Source organism: Morganella sp. BCCO 40_0007, from assembly GCF_032989665.1.
Classification (GTDB): domain Bacteria; phylum Pseudomonadota; class Gammaproteobacteria; order Enterobacterales; family Enterobacteriaceae; genus Morganella; species Morganella sibonii.
In genome coordinates this window covers 1-14816 of sequence record NZ_JAVBIN010000013.1, presented here as the reverse complement: position 1 = coordinate 14816, position 14816 = coordinate 1, and the positions used below count along the sequence as shown (strand labels likewise).

Genomic DNA, 14816 nt, shown 5'->3' with positions numbered 1-14816 from the left:
CGGAGAATAGCAAATTCTTACACAAAGTGCGTGTGTCATAACAGGGAATTATGATGAATTTGTCAGATACTCTGGTCTTTGGCGGCTCAAGTCACTATAATCTCGCGCAACCTTTTTTCCGCAAAAAAGACTCTTTTCTGTAAATCATCAAGCCGGGATCAATCTGATATGAGCGAAAAATACGTCGTAACGTGGGATATGTTGCAAATGCACGCCCGTAAACTGGCACAGCGTTTAATGCCAACCGAACAATGGAAAGGCATTATTGCCGTAAGCCGCGGTGGTCTGGTGCCGGGAGCTTTACTCGCTCGTGAACTGGGTATCCGTCATGTGGATACTGTCTGCATTTCCAGCTATGATCATGACCATCAGCGCGACATGAAAGTCCTGAAAAAAGCCGACGGTGACGGTGAAGGATTTATCATCGTTGATGATCTGGTGGATACCGGTGGTACTGCCCAGATGATCCGCGATATGTATCCGAAAGCGCATTTCGTCACTATTTTTGCCAAACCGGCCGGACGTCCGCTGGTTGACGATTATGTGGTTGATATCCCGCAGGATACCTGGATCGAGCAGCCATGGGATATGACCGTCAGTTTTGTTAAACCAATCTGCGATCAGTAAGCGAATGCCATGACACAACAGAACCTGTCAGAGAAACTGTTTAAGCCGAAAATCAAACACCCTGAGACATCCGTGCTGGTGAATTTTACCCGTTCCGGTATGAAACAAGTCAAGGGCAGCGTCCTGAGCGGATGTACGCATCCGGGCTGGTATCGCATGATTAACCGCTTAATGTGGGCCTGGCGGGGGATACCGCCGCTGGAAACCGAAGAGGTTCTCAGCCGTATCGCAGCATCCGATGCCCCCCGCAGTGATGATACACTGCTGGATACGGTAATCGGTTACCGCCGCGGCAACTGGGCTTATGAATGGTCTCAGCAGGCGATGTTGTGGCAGCGTAAAGCGCTGGAATTTGAATCCGGCGACAAAGCCTGTGAAGCCTGGCTGATTGCCGCAAATCTGTACAGTATTGCGGGATATCCTCATCTGAAAGGGGATGAGCTGGCGGATCAGGCTACGGTTCTGGCAAATCAGGCGTATGAAAATTCCGCCCGGTTTGCTGCATATGAACTGAAAAAAATTGAATTCAAAATGGAGAGCGGCGGCAATGTCTGCGCTTTCCTGCACCTCCCGCCGGGAAAAACCGGTGCTTTTCCGGTCGTGATGATGTGCGGCAGTCTGGATAATCTGCAAAGTGATTATTGCCGCTACTTCCGTGATTATCTGGCACCGCAGGGAATTGCCCTGCTGACGCTGGATATGCCGTCAGTCGGTTACTCCGCCAAACAGGTATTAGGCCAGGAAAGCAGCCTGATGCACCAGCAGGTGCTGGATCAGCTGCGCAATGTGCCGTGGGTCGATCACACCCGTGTGGCTGTGATGGGCCTGCGTTTCGGTGCCAATGTGGCGATGCGCATGGCGTATTTATCCGCACATCAGTTGCGGGGCGCTGTGTTGTTCGGGCCGGTGGTGCATGATCTCTTTGTCAGTCCGCAGCGGCAGGATCAGGTTCCTGCCATGTATATGGATGTGCTGGCCAGCCGTGCGGCAGCGCGCTGTACCGACCCTGATACCGTCCGCTCCCGGCTCAGTTGCCTGTCACTGAAAAATCAGGGACTGCTCGGCCGCCGCTGTTTATTGCCGGTACTGAGTATGTGCTGGAAAGAGGATGTGTTCAGTCCGAAAAGTGAATCGGAACTGATTACCCGCTCCAGTGCTGACGGTAAACTGCTGGAATTTGGTCAGACGCCGGTTTTTGACACCTTTCATAAATCGCTGGTTGAAGCGACCCGCTGGCTCACCAGAATTTTATCCTGAACAGCATAAAAACCATTGATAATTCCTGTCTGTTTGCTACAACTAAGCCTCCACTGAAAGGAGGCTTGATGATGGCGCTGGTTTCAGATTACACGCGCGGCAGGTTGCTGCGATGTTTTACCGCATTGGGTCCGTATATCCGTGAGCCGCAGTGTCAGGAAGGGCATTATTTTTTTGATTGTCTGGCGGTGTGTGTGAATGCATCAGCCGCACCGGAAAAACGTGAGTTTTATGGCTGGTGGCTGTCACTGATCCCGCAGGAAACCGGGTTCGTCTCTGAATACCATACCGGGGTATTTGATAAAAACGGGCTCTGGCAGAAAAAAACAGTGTCTGATAAAGAAACCTGCGATGCAGTCAGAAAAACGCTGACTGATTTTTATCCCCGTTTACAGGCCGTTCTTCAGGAACTGGATCTGTCTCTGACGCCGTCACCGGAATCACCGCCCCCCGGAAAGCAGCCGGATTAATGTCCGGTTTTGCGTTGTGCCTGTTGGCATGGCGCGCATCACCTGTTAAAACAGGTCATCTTTTCTTATCTCGCAAAATAATGGTAGAACGCAATGAATAGCAGCCAAACGCTGGTTGTCAAACTGGGCACAAGTGTGCTGACCGGCGGATCACGACATTTAAATCAGGCGCGGATCGTTGAACTGGTCCGGCAGTGTGCGCAGCAGTATGAAAAAGGGCATCGTATTATTATTGTGACCTCCGGGGCGATTGCTGCCGGACGTGAGCACCTCGGTTACCCTGAACTCCCCGCCACCATTGCGTCCAAACAGCTGCTGGCTGCGGTCGGACAGAGCCGCCTGATCCAGTTGTGGGAACGTCTGTTTTCTATTTACGGCATTCACATCGGCCAGATGCTGCTGACCCGCGCGGATATGGAAGACCGCGAGCGTTTCCTGAATGCCCGTGACACACTGACCGCGCTGCTGGATAACGGTATCGTGCCGGTCATTAATGAGAATGATGCGGTTGCCACCGCGGAAATCAAAGTCGGGGATAACGATAACCTCTCCGCACTGGCCGCTATTCTCGGCGGGGCGGATAAACTCCTGCTGCTGACGGATATTGAGGGGCTGTATACCGCGGATCCGCGCAGCAACCCGGATGCCACTCTGATTGCCGAAGTGCATGATATCAGTGATGAACTGCGCAGTGTCGCAGGCGACAGCGTATCCGGGCTGGGCACCGGCGGAATGGCCACCAAGCTCCAGGCAGCAACCGTTGCAGGCCGCGCAGGTATTGATGTCATTATTGCCGCCGGTGATCGCGCCGGGGTGATTTGTGATGTGATTGATGATGTGCCGGTCGGCACCCGGTTCTTCGGGAAAAAAGCGCCGATGGAAGCGCGTAAGCAGTGGATCTTCGGGGCACCGCCTGCCGGCGAAATTATTGTGGATGACGGCGCGGAGAAAGCGCTGAAAGATAAGGGCAGTTCTCTGCTGCCGAGCGGTATCAGAACCGTGAACGGTAATTTCTCACGCGGTGAGGTTGTCCGCATCCGGGCTCTGAACGGCCGGGATCTGGCACACGGTGTCTGCCGTTATAACAGCGATGCGCTGCGCCTGATTGCCGGAAGGCAGTCACAGGAAATCAGCACGGTTTTAGGTTATGAATACGGCGCAGTGGCTGTCCACCGCGACGATATGATTGTCAGTTAAGGATATCAGCATATGTTAGAACAAACAGGTAAAGCGGCCAAAGCCGCCTCCCGGGTACTGGCTCAGCTCTCCGGAAAACAGAAGAACCGGGCACTGGCCCGTATTGCCGATCTGCTGGAGCAAAACAGCGCGCCGATCCTTGCTGCCAATGAACTCGATATTGCCAAAGCCCGTGAGCAGGGAACATCTGAGGCGATGCTTGATCGTCTGCTGCTGACTCAGGCGCGTCTGGAAGGTATTGCTGCTGATGTGCGTAAAGTGTGTCAGCTGGCAGATCCGGTCGGGGAAGTGATCGACGGCGGTGTGCTGGACAGCGGATTGCGTCTTGAACGCCGCCGTGTCCCGCTGGGCGTGGTCGGCGTGATTTATGAAGCGCGTCCGAATGTCACGGTGGATGTTGCCTCGCTGTGTCTGAAAACCGGGAATGCGGTGATCCTGCGCGGCGGCAAAGAAACACATAATACGAATGTGGCGGTTGTCAGTGTGATCCAGCAGGCGCTCAGTGAGTGCGGGCTGCCGCAGGCCGCGATTCAGGCCATTGATAATCCTGATCGTGCGCTGGTCAATGAATTACTGAAGATGGATCGCTATGTGGATATTCTTATCCCGCGCGGCGGTGCCGCTCTGCACCGCTTATGCCGCGAGCAGTCCACAATTCCGGTGATCACCGGCGGCATCGGTGTGTGCCATATTTATGTTGATGAGACAGCCGATCTGCATAAAGCACTGCCGGTCATCACAAATGCCAAAGTGCAGCGTCCGGGCGTCTGTAATGCAGTGGAAACACTGCTGGTACATGAAAAAGTCGCGGCGGAATTTCTGCCGCTGCTGAGTGACAAAATGGCTGCGGACAATGTCACCCTGCATGCCGATCCTGCGGCGCTGGCGCTGCTGAAAAACGGCCCGGCAAAAGCAGAGCCGGTGACTGATGCGCAGTTGTCAGATGAATGGTTATCTCTCGACCTGAATGTGGTGATTGTGTCTGATATTGACGGTGCGATTGAGCATATCCGTCATTACGGCACACAGCACTCAGAATCGATTCTGACGCAATCTATGTCTCAGGCTGATTATTTCGTATTAAATATTGATTCATCAGCGGTATATGTTAACGCCAGTACCCGTTTCACCGATGGCGGTCAGTTCGGACTGGGGGCGGAAGTCGCCGTCAGCACACAGAAACTGCACGCCCGCGGCCCGATGGGGCTGACGGCGCTGACCACGTATAAATGGATTGGTACCGGCGACCATACCATCCGTTCATAACCGGATCATCAGGTATCCGCAGAGCGTTTTTTTGTCAGATGACAGCCGTTCTGCGGATCGCACTTTTGCTTTTTATCTGAGTACGCTATGATAGGCTATCTTAATTTACACCTATGTAAAATATTTTGAACACCTGCGGGGAAGCGGATAGTATGAATCATCAGGATGAAAAACCGGTTATTTATCTTATCGGCGCTCGCGGAGCAGGTAAAACCACACTGGGTAAACCGCTGGCTCAGGCATTATTGTACGATTTTATTGACACTGATGCCTGTGTGACAGAGCAGTGCAGGATGTCTATCTCTCAGCTGGTGGAACAATCGGGCTGGCGCCGTTTCCGTGAACTGGAAAGTGATGTGCTGCGTCAGGTCAGCAAACCGCTGCATCTGGTGTCAACCGGCGGCGGTATTGTCATGGCGCCGGAAAACCGTGCATTTATGCAATCCGCCGGTAAAGTGGTATATCTGCGGGCCAGTGCCGAAACGCTGGCGGAACGCCTGTCACACACTCCGCAGGCGCATCAGCGCCCGAGTCTGACCGGAAAATGCATTGTGGAGGAGATGGCGGAAGTCCTGAGCAAACGCGAACCGCTGTATCTGGAATGCGCGGATATTGTGGTGGATGCCACCTGCCCTGTACCGGAACTTATCAGTCATATCTGTACCCGCCTTCACGCCGCTGTATAATTCTGCGGCTGTTTTATCGTGAACAGTGACACGAATCGAATAAAGATAATGCCGTACTGTTCTGTCAGTTGGTTAATCAATCCGCTGTGTTATTATTGATGCGTCTGCCCGCCAAACCGATTGGCGGAATAATAAATACACAGGGAATTCAGTATGTTGATGAATGTGTTACGTGCACTGCTCCGCGGATTATTCCGCATTCGTGTTACCGGTGACCTGAGTAATCTTAATCAACCGCGAAGTGTTATCACCCCGAACCATGCCTCTTTTATTGATGGTGTTCTGCTGGGATTATTCCTGCCGACCCGGCCGGTGTTCGCGATGTACACTAACTATGCCACACCATTTTTTATCCGCTGTTTAAAACCTATCGCTGATATTATCCCTGTGGACCCGCGCAATCCGCTGGCACTGCGGCATTTGATCCGTGAAGTGGAAAAAGGGCGCCAGATAGTGATCTTCCCGGAAGGGCGGGTGACTATCACGGATTCCCTGATGAAAATCTATGACGGTGCTGCTTTTATTGCCGCCAAAACAGGGGCAAAAGTCATCCCGGTACGCATTGACGGTGCGGAACTGACGTTTTTCAGCCGGATGCGCAAAGTGATCAAAAGCCACATTTTCCCGGCCATCACCATTCATGTCCTGCCGCCGGAAGTGATCCCGATGCCGGAAGCCCCCCGTGCCGCAGAGCGCCGCTGTCTGGCGGGGGAACATCTGCGCGATATCATGATGAACGCACGCATGGCATGCCGCCCGTCACTGACGCTGCCGCAGGCGTTTCTCGGTGCGGTAAAACGCTACGGGCGTTTTCAGCGGATCATTGATGATATTAATTTCAGCGAGGACAGTTATCAGGGGCTGCTGAAAAAATCCCTCGGACTGAGCTGTATTATCAGCCACTATACCAAAGAGGGGGAACGTACCGGTTTCCTGCTGCCGAATGCCACGGTGATGGGCGCGGCGATCCTCGGTGCCTCCATGCGCCGCCGTATTCCGGCACTGCTCAACTACACGGCGGGTGTTGCCGGATTGCGTAATGCCATGAAAGCGGCCGGTATCACTACCATCATCACCTCACGTCAGTTTCTGGAAAAGGGCAAACTGACACATCTGCCGGAACAACTGACAGAAGCCAACTGGGTTTATCTGGAAGAGGCAAAAGCATCCGTTACCCTGAAAGATAAACTGTGGGTGATGCGCCATCTGATCACGCCGCAGGCGGCACTGCTGCCGCAAAAGCCGGAAGATGATGCGGTTATTCTCTTTACCTCCGGTTCGGAAGGCACACCAAAAGGCGTGGTACACAGTCACGACTCTCTGCTGGCTAACGTGGAACAGATTAAAACCGTTGCGGATTTTACGCCGAAAGACCGGTTTATGTCAGCACTGCCGCTGTTTCACGCTTTCGGTCTGACCGCCGGACTGTTTACGCCGCTGTTGTGCGGCAGCCGTATCTTCCTTTATCCGAGCCCGCTGCATTACCGCATGGTGCCGGAACTGACCTATGATCAGAACTGTACGGTGATTTTCGGTACTTCCACTTTTCTTGCCAACTATGCCCGCTTTGCGCATCCGTATGATTTTGCCCGTGTCCGCTATGCGGTGGCCGGGGCAGAAAAACTGGCGGAAGGCACCAAACAGGCCTGGCAGGATAAATTTGGCCTGCGCATCCTGGAAGGCTACGGGGTGACAGAGTGTGCACCGGTCATTTCCATCAACGTGCCGATGGCGGCCCGCACCGGCACGGTCGGACGGCTGGTGCCGGGAATGGAATCACGTCTTCTGCCGGTCGCCGGGATTGATAACGGCGGGCTGTTGCAGGTTCGCGGACCGAATGTCATGAAAGGGTATCTGCGGGTGGAAAAACCGGGGCATACTGAACCGCCGTCAGCAGAAAATGCGCAGGGTGAGGTGCAGCCCGGCTGGTATGACACCGGCGATATCGTCACGGTGGATAAAGACGGATTCATTACCATCCGCGGGCGGGTGAAGCGGTTTGCCAAACTGGCCGGTGAAATGATTTCACTGGAGAGCGTTGAACAACTGGCACTGAGTGTCTCGCCGGATAAACTGCATGCGGTGGTGACAAAACCAGATGCCAAACGCGGCGAAGCGCTGGTGATGTTTACCACAGACAGCGAACTGGATCGTGCACAACTGATGGCACAGGCAAAAGCAAAAGGATTGCCGGAACTGGCTGTTCCGCGTGATATCCGTTATATCAGACAACTGCCGGTACTCGGCAGCGGTAAACCGGACTTTGTCACACTGAAGCAGCAGGCATTACAGGAGCCGCAGATATGACAGCATCTGCCCCGTTACTGAACAAAGGCATGAAAGCGGTACTGATTTCGCAGTTTATTACTGCGTTTGCGGATAACGCGATTCTGTTTGCTATCCTTGCTCAGCTCAGCGCCCGGCACTATCCGGAGTGGAGCCAGCCGATGCTGCAAATGGTGTTTGTGCTGACCTTTATTGTACTGGCACCGTTTGTCGGACAGATTGCGGACAGCTTCCCGAAAGGGCGGGTGATGCTGCTGTCGAACGGCTGTAAGCTGATCGGTGCGGTGGTGATCTGCCTCGGCGCCGATCCTTTCCTGGGATACGGGCTGATCGGGGTGGGTGCTGCCGCGTATTCCCCGGCAAAATACGGGATACTCGGTGAACTGACGACCGGTGAACAGCTGGTAAAAGCCAACGGGCTGATTGAAGCCTCGACCATTGTGGCGATCCTGCTGGGATCCGTAACCGGCGGTTTCCTGTCCGATTACCATATTATGATGGCGCTGATTTTATGCACGGTGATGTACGGACTGGCGGCGCTGACCAATCTCAGTATTCCGCGCCTGCCCCCGGCAAAAACCGGGCTGAGCCGTAACCCGCGCACGATGATGAGCACTTTTTTCCGTGCCACGGTATCGTTGTGGAAAAACCAGGAAAGCCGCTTTTCCCTGACCGGTACCAGTCTGTTCTGGGGGGCGGGGGTGACACTGCGGCTGATGCTGGTATTGTGGGTACCGGCGGCACTGGGGATCACCGGTCAGACCATGCCGACACTCCTTAATGCGATGGTGGCTGTCGGGATTGTTGCCGGAGCCGGTCTGGCGGCCCGCTTTATTACCCTGGAAACGGTACGCCGTTGTATGCCGGCCGGGATTCTGATCGGCGTGATGGTGATTATATTCACCTTTCAGACTTCAGTGATACCGGCCAACATCACGTTGATTCTGCTCGGTGTATTCGGCGGCCTGTTTGTGGTGCCGCTCAATGCGCTGCTGCAAAAGCGCGGTAAAGAGACGGTCGGGGCGGGTAACGCCATTGCGGTACAGAATATGGGGGAAAACGGCGCGATGCTGCTGATGCTGGGGCTGTATTCCCTGGCGGTCAAAGCCGGTGTGCCGGTAGTGGTGATCGGCGCGGCGTTCGGCAGCCTGTTTGCCCTCGCGATCGGCGGGTTATGGCTCTGGGATATCCGCCGCAAAAAACAGATTTCATAACAGGAGCGACAGATGCATGATGAACAGGCTCTGACCCGGCGCAGTACAGAACTGGGGCACTATCTCCTTGAGGCCGGCCTGAGTGTTACAGCGGCAGAATCCTGCACCGGCGGATGGATTGCCAAGGTGATCACGGATATTGCGGGCAGTTCGGCGTATTTTCAGCGCGGGTTTGTCACCTACAGTAATGATGCCAAACACAGTATGATCGGGGTATCAGAACAATCATTATCTGTCTTTGGTGCGGTCAGTGAGGCGGTGGTGCGGGAAATGGCCGCCGGGGCGCTGGATACCGCAGGTGCGGATCTGTCTGTCTCGGTCAGCGGCATTGCCGGGCCGGATGGCGGCAGCGATGAAAAGCCGGTGGGGACCGTCTGGTTCGGCTGGGCGTGGCGGGAAAAAGCAGAGATAAAAACCGCAGCCCGCTGCTGGTGTTTTCCGGGCGATCGCAATGCGGTACGCTGTCAGGCGGTGCTGAAAGGGCTCGGCGGATTAATTGCAATTCTGACAAAAAAATCACTTGATACTGTATGACTATACAGTATAATCACTTCAACAGATTCAGTTGAAACCATTTTAATAACCCGGGGGCACGCTCTCAGGGGCTGAGAAGGGAGTTTACATGGCTATTGATGAGAACAAACAGAAAGCACTGGCAGCAGCCTTAGGTCAGATCGAGAAGCAGTTCGGTAAAGGTTCAATCATGCGTCTGGGCGAAGACCGTTCCATGGACGTGGAAACCATCTCAACCGGCTCTCTGGCACTGGACGTTGCACTGGGTGCAGGTGGTCTGCCGCTGGGTCGTATTGTTGAAATCTACGGGCCTGAATCTTCCGGTAAAACCACGCTGACGTTACAGGTCATCGCGGCTGCACAGCGTCAGGGTCGTGTGTGTGCGTTTATCGATGCGGAACACGCACTGGACCCGGTCTACGCCAAGAAACTGGGTGTGGATATTGATAACCTGCTGTGCTCCCAGCCGGATACCGGCGAGCAGGCACTGGAAATCTGTGATGCCTTAACCCGCTCCGGTGCGGTTGATGTCATCATTGTTGACTCCGTGGCTGCACTGACACCAAAAGCTGAAATCGAAGGTGAAATCGGTGATTCTCACATGGGTCTGGCAGCACGTATGATGAGCCAGGCAATGCGTAAACTGGCCGGTAACCTGAAAAACTCCAACACCCTGCTGATTTTCATCAACCAGATCCGTATGAAGATTGGTGTGATGTTCGGTAACCCGGAAACCACCACCGGGGGTAACGCACTGAAATTCTATGCGTCTGTTCGTCTGGATATCCGCCGTATCGGCGCAGTGAAAAACGGCGATGAAGTGGTCGGCAGCGAAACCCGCGTGAAAGTGGTGAAAAACAAAGTGGCTGCACCGTTCAAACAGGCTGAGTTCCAGATCATGTACGGTGAAGGTATCAACACCATGGGCGAACTGATTGACCTGGGTGTGAAACATAAACTGGTTGAGAAAGCCGGTGCATGGTACAGCTACAACGGTGAAAAAATCGGTCAGGGTAAGGCAAACGCCACTATCTACCTGAAAGAACATCCGGAAATGGCGGATGAACTGGACAAAAAATTACGTGAGTTATTACTGAACCATTCCGGTGAATTCAGTACCGCAGCAGAAAGTTTCAATGAAGAAAGCGAAACTGAAGATGCAGGTAACGAAGAGTTTTAATTCGTAAAATCACGCGAATTTAAGAATTTACAGTAATAAAATCATTGAGTTATTTCGAAAGCTGTATCCGTGACGGGTACGGCTTTCTTTTTGTCTGCGTATAACAGCCTGCCTTTGTCTCCCGCTATGTGTTCCTGATACAGAAACTGCGCTCCCGGCCGGATGAGCGTCGTTTGTGCGAACAGACTTTCAGAAAAAGTTTATTCGCTTTACAATGGGTACAGCGAATGGATTTATCTGGGAATTAATGTTCAAGGGAAACCCTTAAATTTCTCTCCGCCTTGATTGATCCGAAGGTTGAATCGGAGCGGCTTCACAGTCTGTTTCGCATTTCATAAATCTTATTATTTCAGCTTGATTTCGGGATAAATATGAGCAAAAGCACCGCTGAGATCCGTCAAGCGTTTCTCGACTTTTTCCATACAAAAGGACATCAGATTGTCCAGAGCAGTTCGCTGGTTCCAAACAACGACCCAACGCTGCTTTTTACTAATGCAGGGATGAACCAATTCAAAGATGTTTTCCTTGGTCTGGATAAGCGTCCTTACACCCGTGCCACCACAGCGCAGCGCTGTGTCCGTGCCGGTGGTAAGCACAACGACCTGGAAAACGTCGGCTATACTGCACGTCACCACACCTTCTTTGAAATGCTGGGTAACTTCAGCTTCGGCGATTACTTCAAACACGATGCCATTAATTTCGCCTGGGAACTGCTGACCGGCAAAGAATGGTTTAACCTGCCGAAAGACAAGTTGTGGGTAACTGTCTATGCCACCGATGATGAAGCGTACAACATCTGGAAAGATGAAGTCGGTGTGCCGGCTGAGCGCATTATCCGCATCGGTGATAACAAAGGCGCCCAATACGCCTCTGACAACTTCTGGCAGATGGGCGATACCGGCCCGTGCGGCCCGTGTACTGAAATTTTCTTTGACCACGGCGACCACATCTGGGGCGGTCCTCCGGGATCACCGGAAGAAGACGGCGACCGTTACATTGAGATCTGGAACATCGTCTTTATGCAGTTCAACCGTCAGTCTGACGGTACATTAGAGCCGCTGCCGAAGCCATCTGTTGATACCGGTATGGGCCTGGAGCGTATTACGGCTGTTCTCCAGCACGTCAACTCCAACTATGACATCGACCTGTTCCGCAAACTGATCGCTGATGTGGCGAAAGTGACCGGCGCTGAAGACCTGACCAGCAAATCACTGCGGGTGATCGCCGACCATATCCGTTCTTGTGCCTTCCTGATTTGTGACGGTGTTATTCCGTCCAATGAAGGCCGCGGTTACGTGCTGCGCCGTATCATCCGTCGTGCTGTCCGTCATGGTTACATGCTCGGCGCAAAAGACACCTTCTTCTATAAACTGGTTGCTCCGCTGATCGACGTGATGGAGTCTGCCGGTGAAGAGCTGGCCCGCCAGCGTGTGATGGTTGAGAAAGTACTGAAGTCAGAAGAAGAGCAGTTTGCCCGTACGCTGGAACGCGGTCTGCAACTGCTGGATGACGAATTAGCCTCACTGACCGGGGATACCCTGAGCGGTGAAGCCGCATTCCGTCTTTATGACACCTATGGTTTTCCGCTGGATCTGACCGCAGACGTCTGCCGCGAACGTAACCTGAAAGTGGACGAAGCCGGTTTTGAAGCGGCAATGGAAGAACAGCGCCGCCGTGCCCGTGAAAACAGCGGCTTCGGTGCTGACTACAACAGCCTTATCAAAGTCGACAAACGCAGTGATTTTTCCGGTTATGACCACAATGAACAGACAGCAACGATTGTTGCGCTGTACAAAGAAGGTCAGCCGGTCACAGAGCTGAACGCCGGTGATGAAGGTCTGGTGATTCTGGATAAAACCGCATTTTACGCGGAATCCGGCGGCCAGGTCGGTGATACCGGTGTGCTGTCCGGCAACGATGCACAGTTCAGCGTTCTGGATACGCAGAAATACGGCCAGGCGATCGGTCATGCCGGTCGTGTGGTGAGCGGTAAACTGACTGTGAACCACAAAATTACGGCGAAAATTGATGAAGAGCGCCGTAACGCCATCCGTCTGAACCACTCGGCAACGCACCTGATGCATGCCGCACTGCGTCAGGTTCTGGGTGAGCATGTGTCACAGAAAGGCTCGCTGGTAAATGATAAATACCTGCGTTTTGACTTCTCTCATTTTGAAGCCATGACACCGGCACAAATCCGGGAAGTGGAAGCACTGGTCAACGCTGAAATCCGTAAAAATGAGCCGGTTGTGACTGAGCTGATGGATCTGGAAGACGCGAAAGCCAAAGGTGCGATGGCACTGTTCGGTGAAAAATACGATGAACGTGTCCGTGTACTGAGCATGGGCGACTTCTCAACCGAGCTGTGCGGCGGTACTCACGCTGCGCGCACCGGTGATATCGGTCTGTTCCGTATTGTCAGCGAATCCGCCACAGCGGCCGGTATCCGCCGTATTGAAGCGGTTACCGGTGCCGGTGCACTGGAAAGCGTGAATCAGCAGTCTGATGCACTCACTTCCGTGGCACAGCTGGTGAAAAGTGATGAAGCTGGTGTGAGCGAGAAAGTAAAAGCTGCGCTGGATAAAATCCGCAGTCTGGAAAAAGAGTTACAGCAACTCAAAGAACAGCAGGCTGCGCAGGAAAGTTCCTCCATGACCAAAGATGCCGTTTCAGTGAACGGTGTTAAACTTCTGGTGAAACAACTGACTAACGCCGAACCTAAAATGCTGCGGACGATGGTTGATGATCTAAAAAATCAATTAAGCTCTGGAATTATTGTGCTTTCAACTATCAGTGATGATAAAGTTAGTCTCATTGCAGGTGTAACAAAAGATCTGACCGGCAAAGTCAAAGCCGGCGAACTGGTTGCCTTTATTGCTGAACAAATCGGTGGTAAAGGAGGCGGTCGTCCGGATATGGCTCAAGCCGGCGGGACAGATACCGCTGCTTTACCTGCTGCGATGGCAAGTGTTGAAAGCTGGGTGGCATCTCACCTGTAATCAGAGTATATCTGAACAGGGGCGCGCTCCGGCGTGCTCCTGATATTGGTGATAACGTCTTTGTATCACTAACGTTAGGTCGCAATTTTTAACTACACTAAATATTGCAATGTGTATAAAACTACATATAGTTTACAAATAATCATTGCTATACGCTTTCACGGTGTTGGATGGATAATGGCGGGTAAACTCAGTGGCCCGACTCTTTTAATATTTCAAGGAGCAAAGAATGCTTATTCTGACTCGTCGAGTTGGTGAAACACTCATGATAGGCGATGAGGTAACAGTGACTGTACTGGGTGTTAAAGGAAACCAGGTACGAATTGGTGTCAACGCCCCAAAAGAGGTTTCTGTTCACCGTGAAGAAATTTACCAGCGGATCCAGGCTGAAAAATCTCAACCCAATAATAATAACTATTAAGTTGTGAGGCGCGCTCGTTACCGCGACGGGCGCCTTCTTCTTTCCTTCCTGCCGCTATTATCCCGGTTCTTCACTTTTTTTCCTGCAAAAATCGCCCGTCATTCTGTTACTTTCTCTTTTGCTGCCACATTTTTTCTGCACTGCTGCGTAATGTAAACGGGATTCATGCCGCCGGAAAAACGCACGTATCGTTGTGAAAATCAACATAGTGCGCGGTAATTGTGCAAACGATCGTGAGATCTTAAAAAGTTGGGAAAAATTGTTTGACTTCTCAGTGGGGGAAAGTAATATGTGCGCCACACGACGACGAGATGACGGAAACGAAATTCATCGTTGTGTGGTCTGAAACAATGGTGAGATGGCCGAGAGGCTGAAGGCGCTCCCCTGCTAAGGGAGTATGCGGTCAAAAGCTGCATCGAGGGTTCGAATCCCTCTCTCACCGCCATTCAGATTGCACCCGTAGCTCAGCTGGATAGAGTACCCGGCTACGAACCGGGCGGTCAGAGGTTCGAATCCTCTCGGGTGCACCATTTAAACCCCACGATACTGTCATGGGGTTTTTATTTTGGCAAAAGAAAATGCTAAAATAAAAAAATCAGTTCTGAAAAGATGTTTTAAGGTACGCACCCGTAGCTCAGCTGGATAGAGTACCCGGCTACGAACCGGGCGGTCAGAGGTTCGAATCCTCTCGGGTGCACCA

12 protein-coding genes and 3 tRNA genes are annotated in these 14816 nt (G+C 52.7%); all 15 read left to right on the top strand.

The features are described 5' to 3' along the window. Nucleotides 1–168 precede the first annotated feature (168 nt). The gene (gpt, locus tag R5268_RS15765) at nt 169–627 is read left to right on the top strand and encodes a xanthine phosphoribosyltransferase (protein WP_024472638.1); all 459 of its coding nucleotides are present in this window, start codon (nt 169–171) and stop codon (nt 625–627) included. A gap of 9 nt (nt 628–636) precedes the next feature. Next, nucleotides 637–1884 carry an esterase FrsA gene (frsA, locus tag R5268_RS15760; protein WP_317419730.1) on the top strand — a complete coding sequence of 416 codons (1248 nt, stop codon included), beginning with the start codon at nt 637–639 and terminating at the stop codon, nt 1882–1884. Between the two features lie 68 nt (nt 1885–1952). Next, entirely contained in the window at nt 1953–2354 is a 402-nt protein-coding gene (gene crl / locus R5268_RS15755; RefSeq protein ID WP_080948057.1) for a sigma factor-binding protein Crl, read from the top strand. A 93-nt stretch (nt 2355–2447) separates the two neighbouring features. Beyond that, the gene (gene proB / locus R5268_RS15750; protein ID WP_166707173.1) at nt 2448–3551 is read left to right on the top strand and encodes a glutamate 5-kinase; all 1104 of its coding nucleotides are present in this window, start codon (nt 2448–2450) and stop codon (nt 3549–3551) included. Between the two features lie 12 nt (nt 3552–3563). After that, nucleotides 3564–4817, top strand: coding sequence for a glutamate-5-semialdehyde dehydrogenase (proA, locus tag R5268_RS15745; RefSeq protein WP_317419729.1), 1254 nt, complete (start codon nt 3564–3566; stop codon nt 4815–4817). A gap of 152 nt (nt 4818–4969) precedes the next feature. Beyond that, nucleotides 4970–5503 carry a shikimate kinase AroL gene (gene aroL, locus R5268_RS15740; RefSeq protein WP_046895207.1) on the top strand — a complete coding sequence of 178 codons (534 nt, stop codon included), beginning with the start codon at nt 4970–4972 and terminating at the stop codon, nt 5501–5503. A gap of 153 nt (nt 5504–5656) precedes the next feature. Next, nucleotides 5657–7810: a bifunctional acyl-ACP--phospholipid O-acyltransferase/long-chain-fatty-acid--ACP ligase gene (aas, locus tag R5268_RS15735; protein ID WP_317419728.1), complete on the top strand. Its 2154-nt coding sequence runs from the start codon at nt 5657–5659 to the stop codon at nt 7808–7810. Next, a complete protein-coding gene (gene lplT, locus R5268_RS15730; protein ID WP_046895209.1) occupies nt 7807–9003 on the top strand; it encodes a lysophospholipid transporter LplT in 1197 nt (398 codons plus the stop codon). The genes aas and lplT overlap by 4 nt, the downstream gene beginning before the upstream one ends. A gap of 12 nt (nt 9004–9015) precedes the next feature. After that, nucleotides 9016–9537 carry a nicotinamide-nucleotide amidase gene (gene pncC, locus R5268_RS15725; protein WP_182105970.1) on the top strand — a complete coding sequence of 174 codons (522 nt, stop codon included), beginning with the start codon at nt 9016–9018 and terminating at the stop codon, nt 9535–9537. Between the two features lie 88 nt (nt 9538–9625). Next, a complete protein-coding gene (gene recA / locus R5268_RS15720) occupies nt 9626–10696 on the top strand; it encodes a recombinase RecA (protein ID WP_004237869.1) in 1071 nt (356 codons plus the stop codon). 371 nt (nt 10697–11067) lie between these two features. Beyond that, nucleotides 11068–13695: an alanine--tRNA ligase gene (gene alaS / locus R5268_RS15715; protein WP_107679617.1), complete on the top strand. Its 2628-nt coding sequence runs from the start codon at nt 11068–11070 to the stop codon at nt 13693–13695. 229 nt (nt 13696–13924) lie between these two features. Continuing rightward, nucleotides 13925–14116 carry a carbon storage regulator CsrA gene (gene csrA, locus R5268_RS15710; protein ID WP_004237871.1) on the top strand — a complete coding sequence of 64 codons (192 nt, stop codon included), beginning with the start codon at nt 13925–13927 and terminating at the stop codon, nt 14114–14116. Between the two features lie 352 nt (nt 14117–14468). After that, nucleotides 14469–14561, top strand: a tRNA-Ser gene (locus R5268_RS15705). 8 nt (nt 14562–14569) lie between these two features. Continuing rightward, nucleotides 14570–14646, top strand: a tRNA-Arg gene (locus R5268_RS15700). Nucleotides 14647–14739: 93 nt separating this feature from the next. Then, nucleotides 14740–14816, top strand: a tRNA-Arg gene (locus tag R5268_RS15695).

Coding starts and splice junctions, on each gene's coding strand:
- gpt (WP_024472638.1), top strand. CDS start 169: ATGAGCGAAAAATACGTCGTAACGTGGGATATGTTGCAAATGCACGCC.
- frsA (WP_317419730.1), top strand. CDS start 637: ATGACACAACAGAACCTGTCAGAGAAACTGTTTAAGCCGAAAATCAAA.
- crl (WP_080948057.1), top strand. CDS start 1,953: ATGATGGCGCTGGTTTCAGATTACACGCGCGGCAGGTTGCTGCGATGT.
- proB (WP_166707173.1), top strand. CDS start 2,448: ATGAATAGCAGCCAAACGCTGGTTGTCAAACTGGGCACAAGTGTGCTG.
- proA (WP_317419729.1), top strand. CDS start 3,564: ATGTTAGAACAAACAGGTAAAGCGGCCAAAGCCGCCTCCCGGGTACTG.
- aroL (WP_046895207.1), top strand. CDS start 4,970: ATGAATCATCAGGATGAAAAACCGGTTATTTATCTTATCGGCGCTCGC.
- aas (WP_317419728.1), top strand. CDS start 5,657: ATGTTGATGAATGTGTTACGTGCACTGCTCCGCGGATTATTCCGCATT.
- lplT (WP_046895209.1), top strand. CDS start 7,807: ATGACAGCATCTGCCCCGTTACTGAACAAAGGCATGAAAGCGGTACTG.
- pncC (WP_182105970.1), top strand. CDS start 9,016: ATGCATGATGAACAGGCTCTGACCCGGCGCAGTACAGAACTGGGGCAC.
- recA (WP_004237869.1), top strand. CDS start 9,626: ATGGCTATTGATGAGAACAAACAGAAAGCACTGGCAGCAGCCTTAGGT.
- alaS (WP_107679617.1), top strand. CDS start 11,068: ATGAGCAAAAGCACCGCTGAGATCCGTCAAGCGTTTCTCGACTTTTTC.
- csrA (WP_004237871.1), top strand. CDS start 13,925: ATGCTTATTCTGACTCGTCGAGTTGGTGAAACACTCATGATAGGCGAT.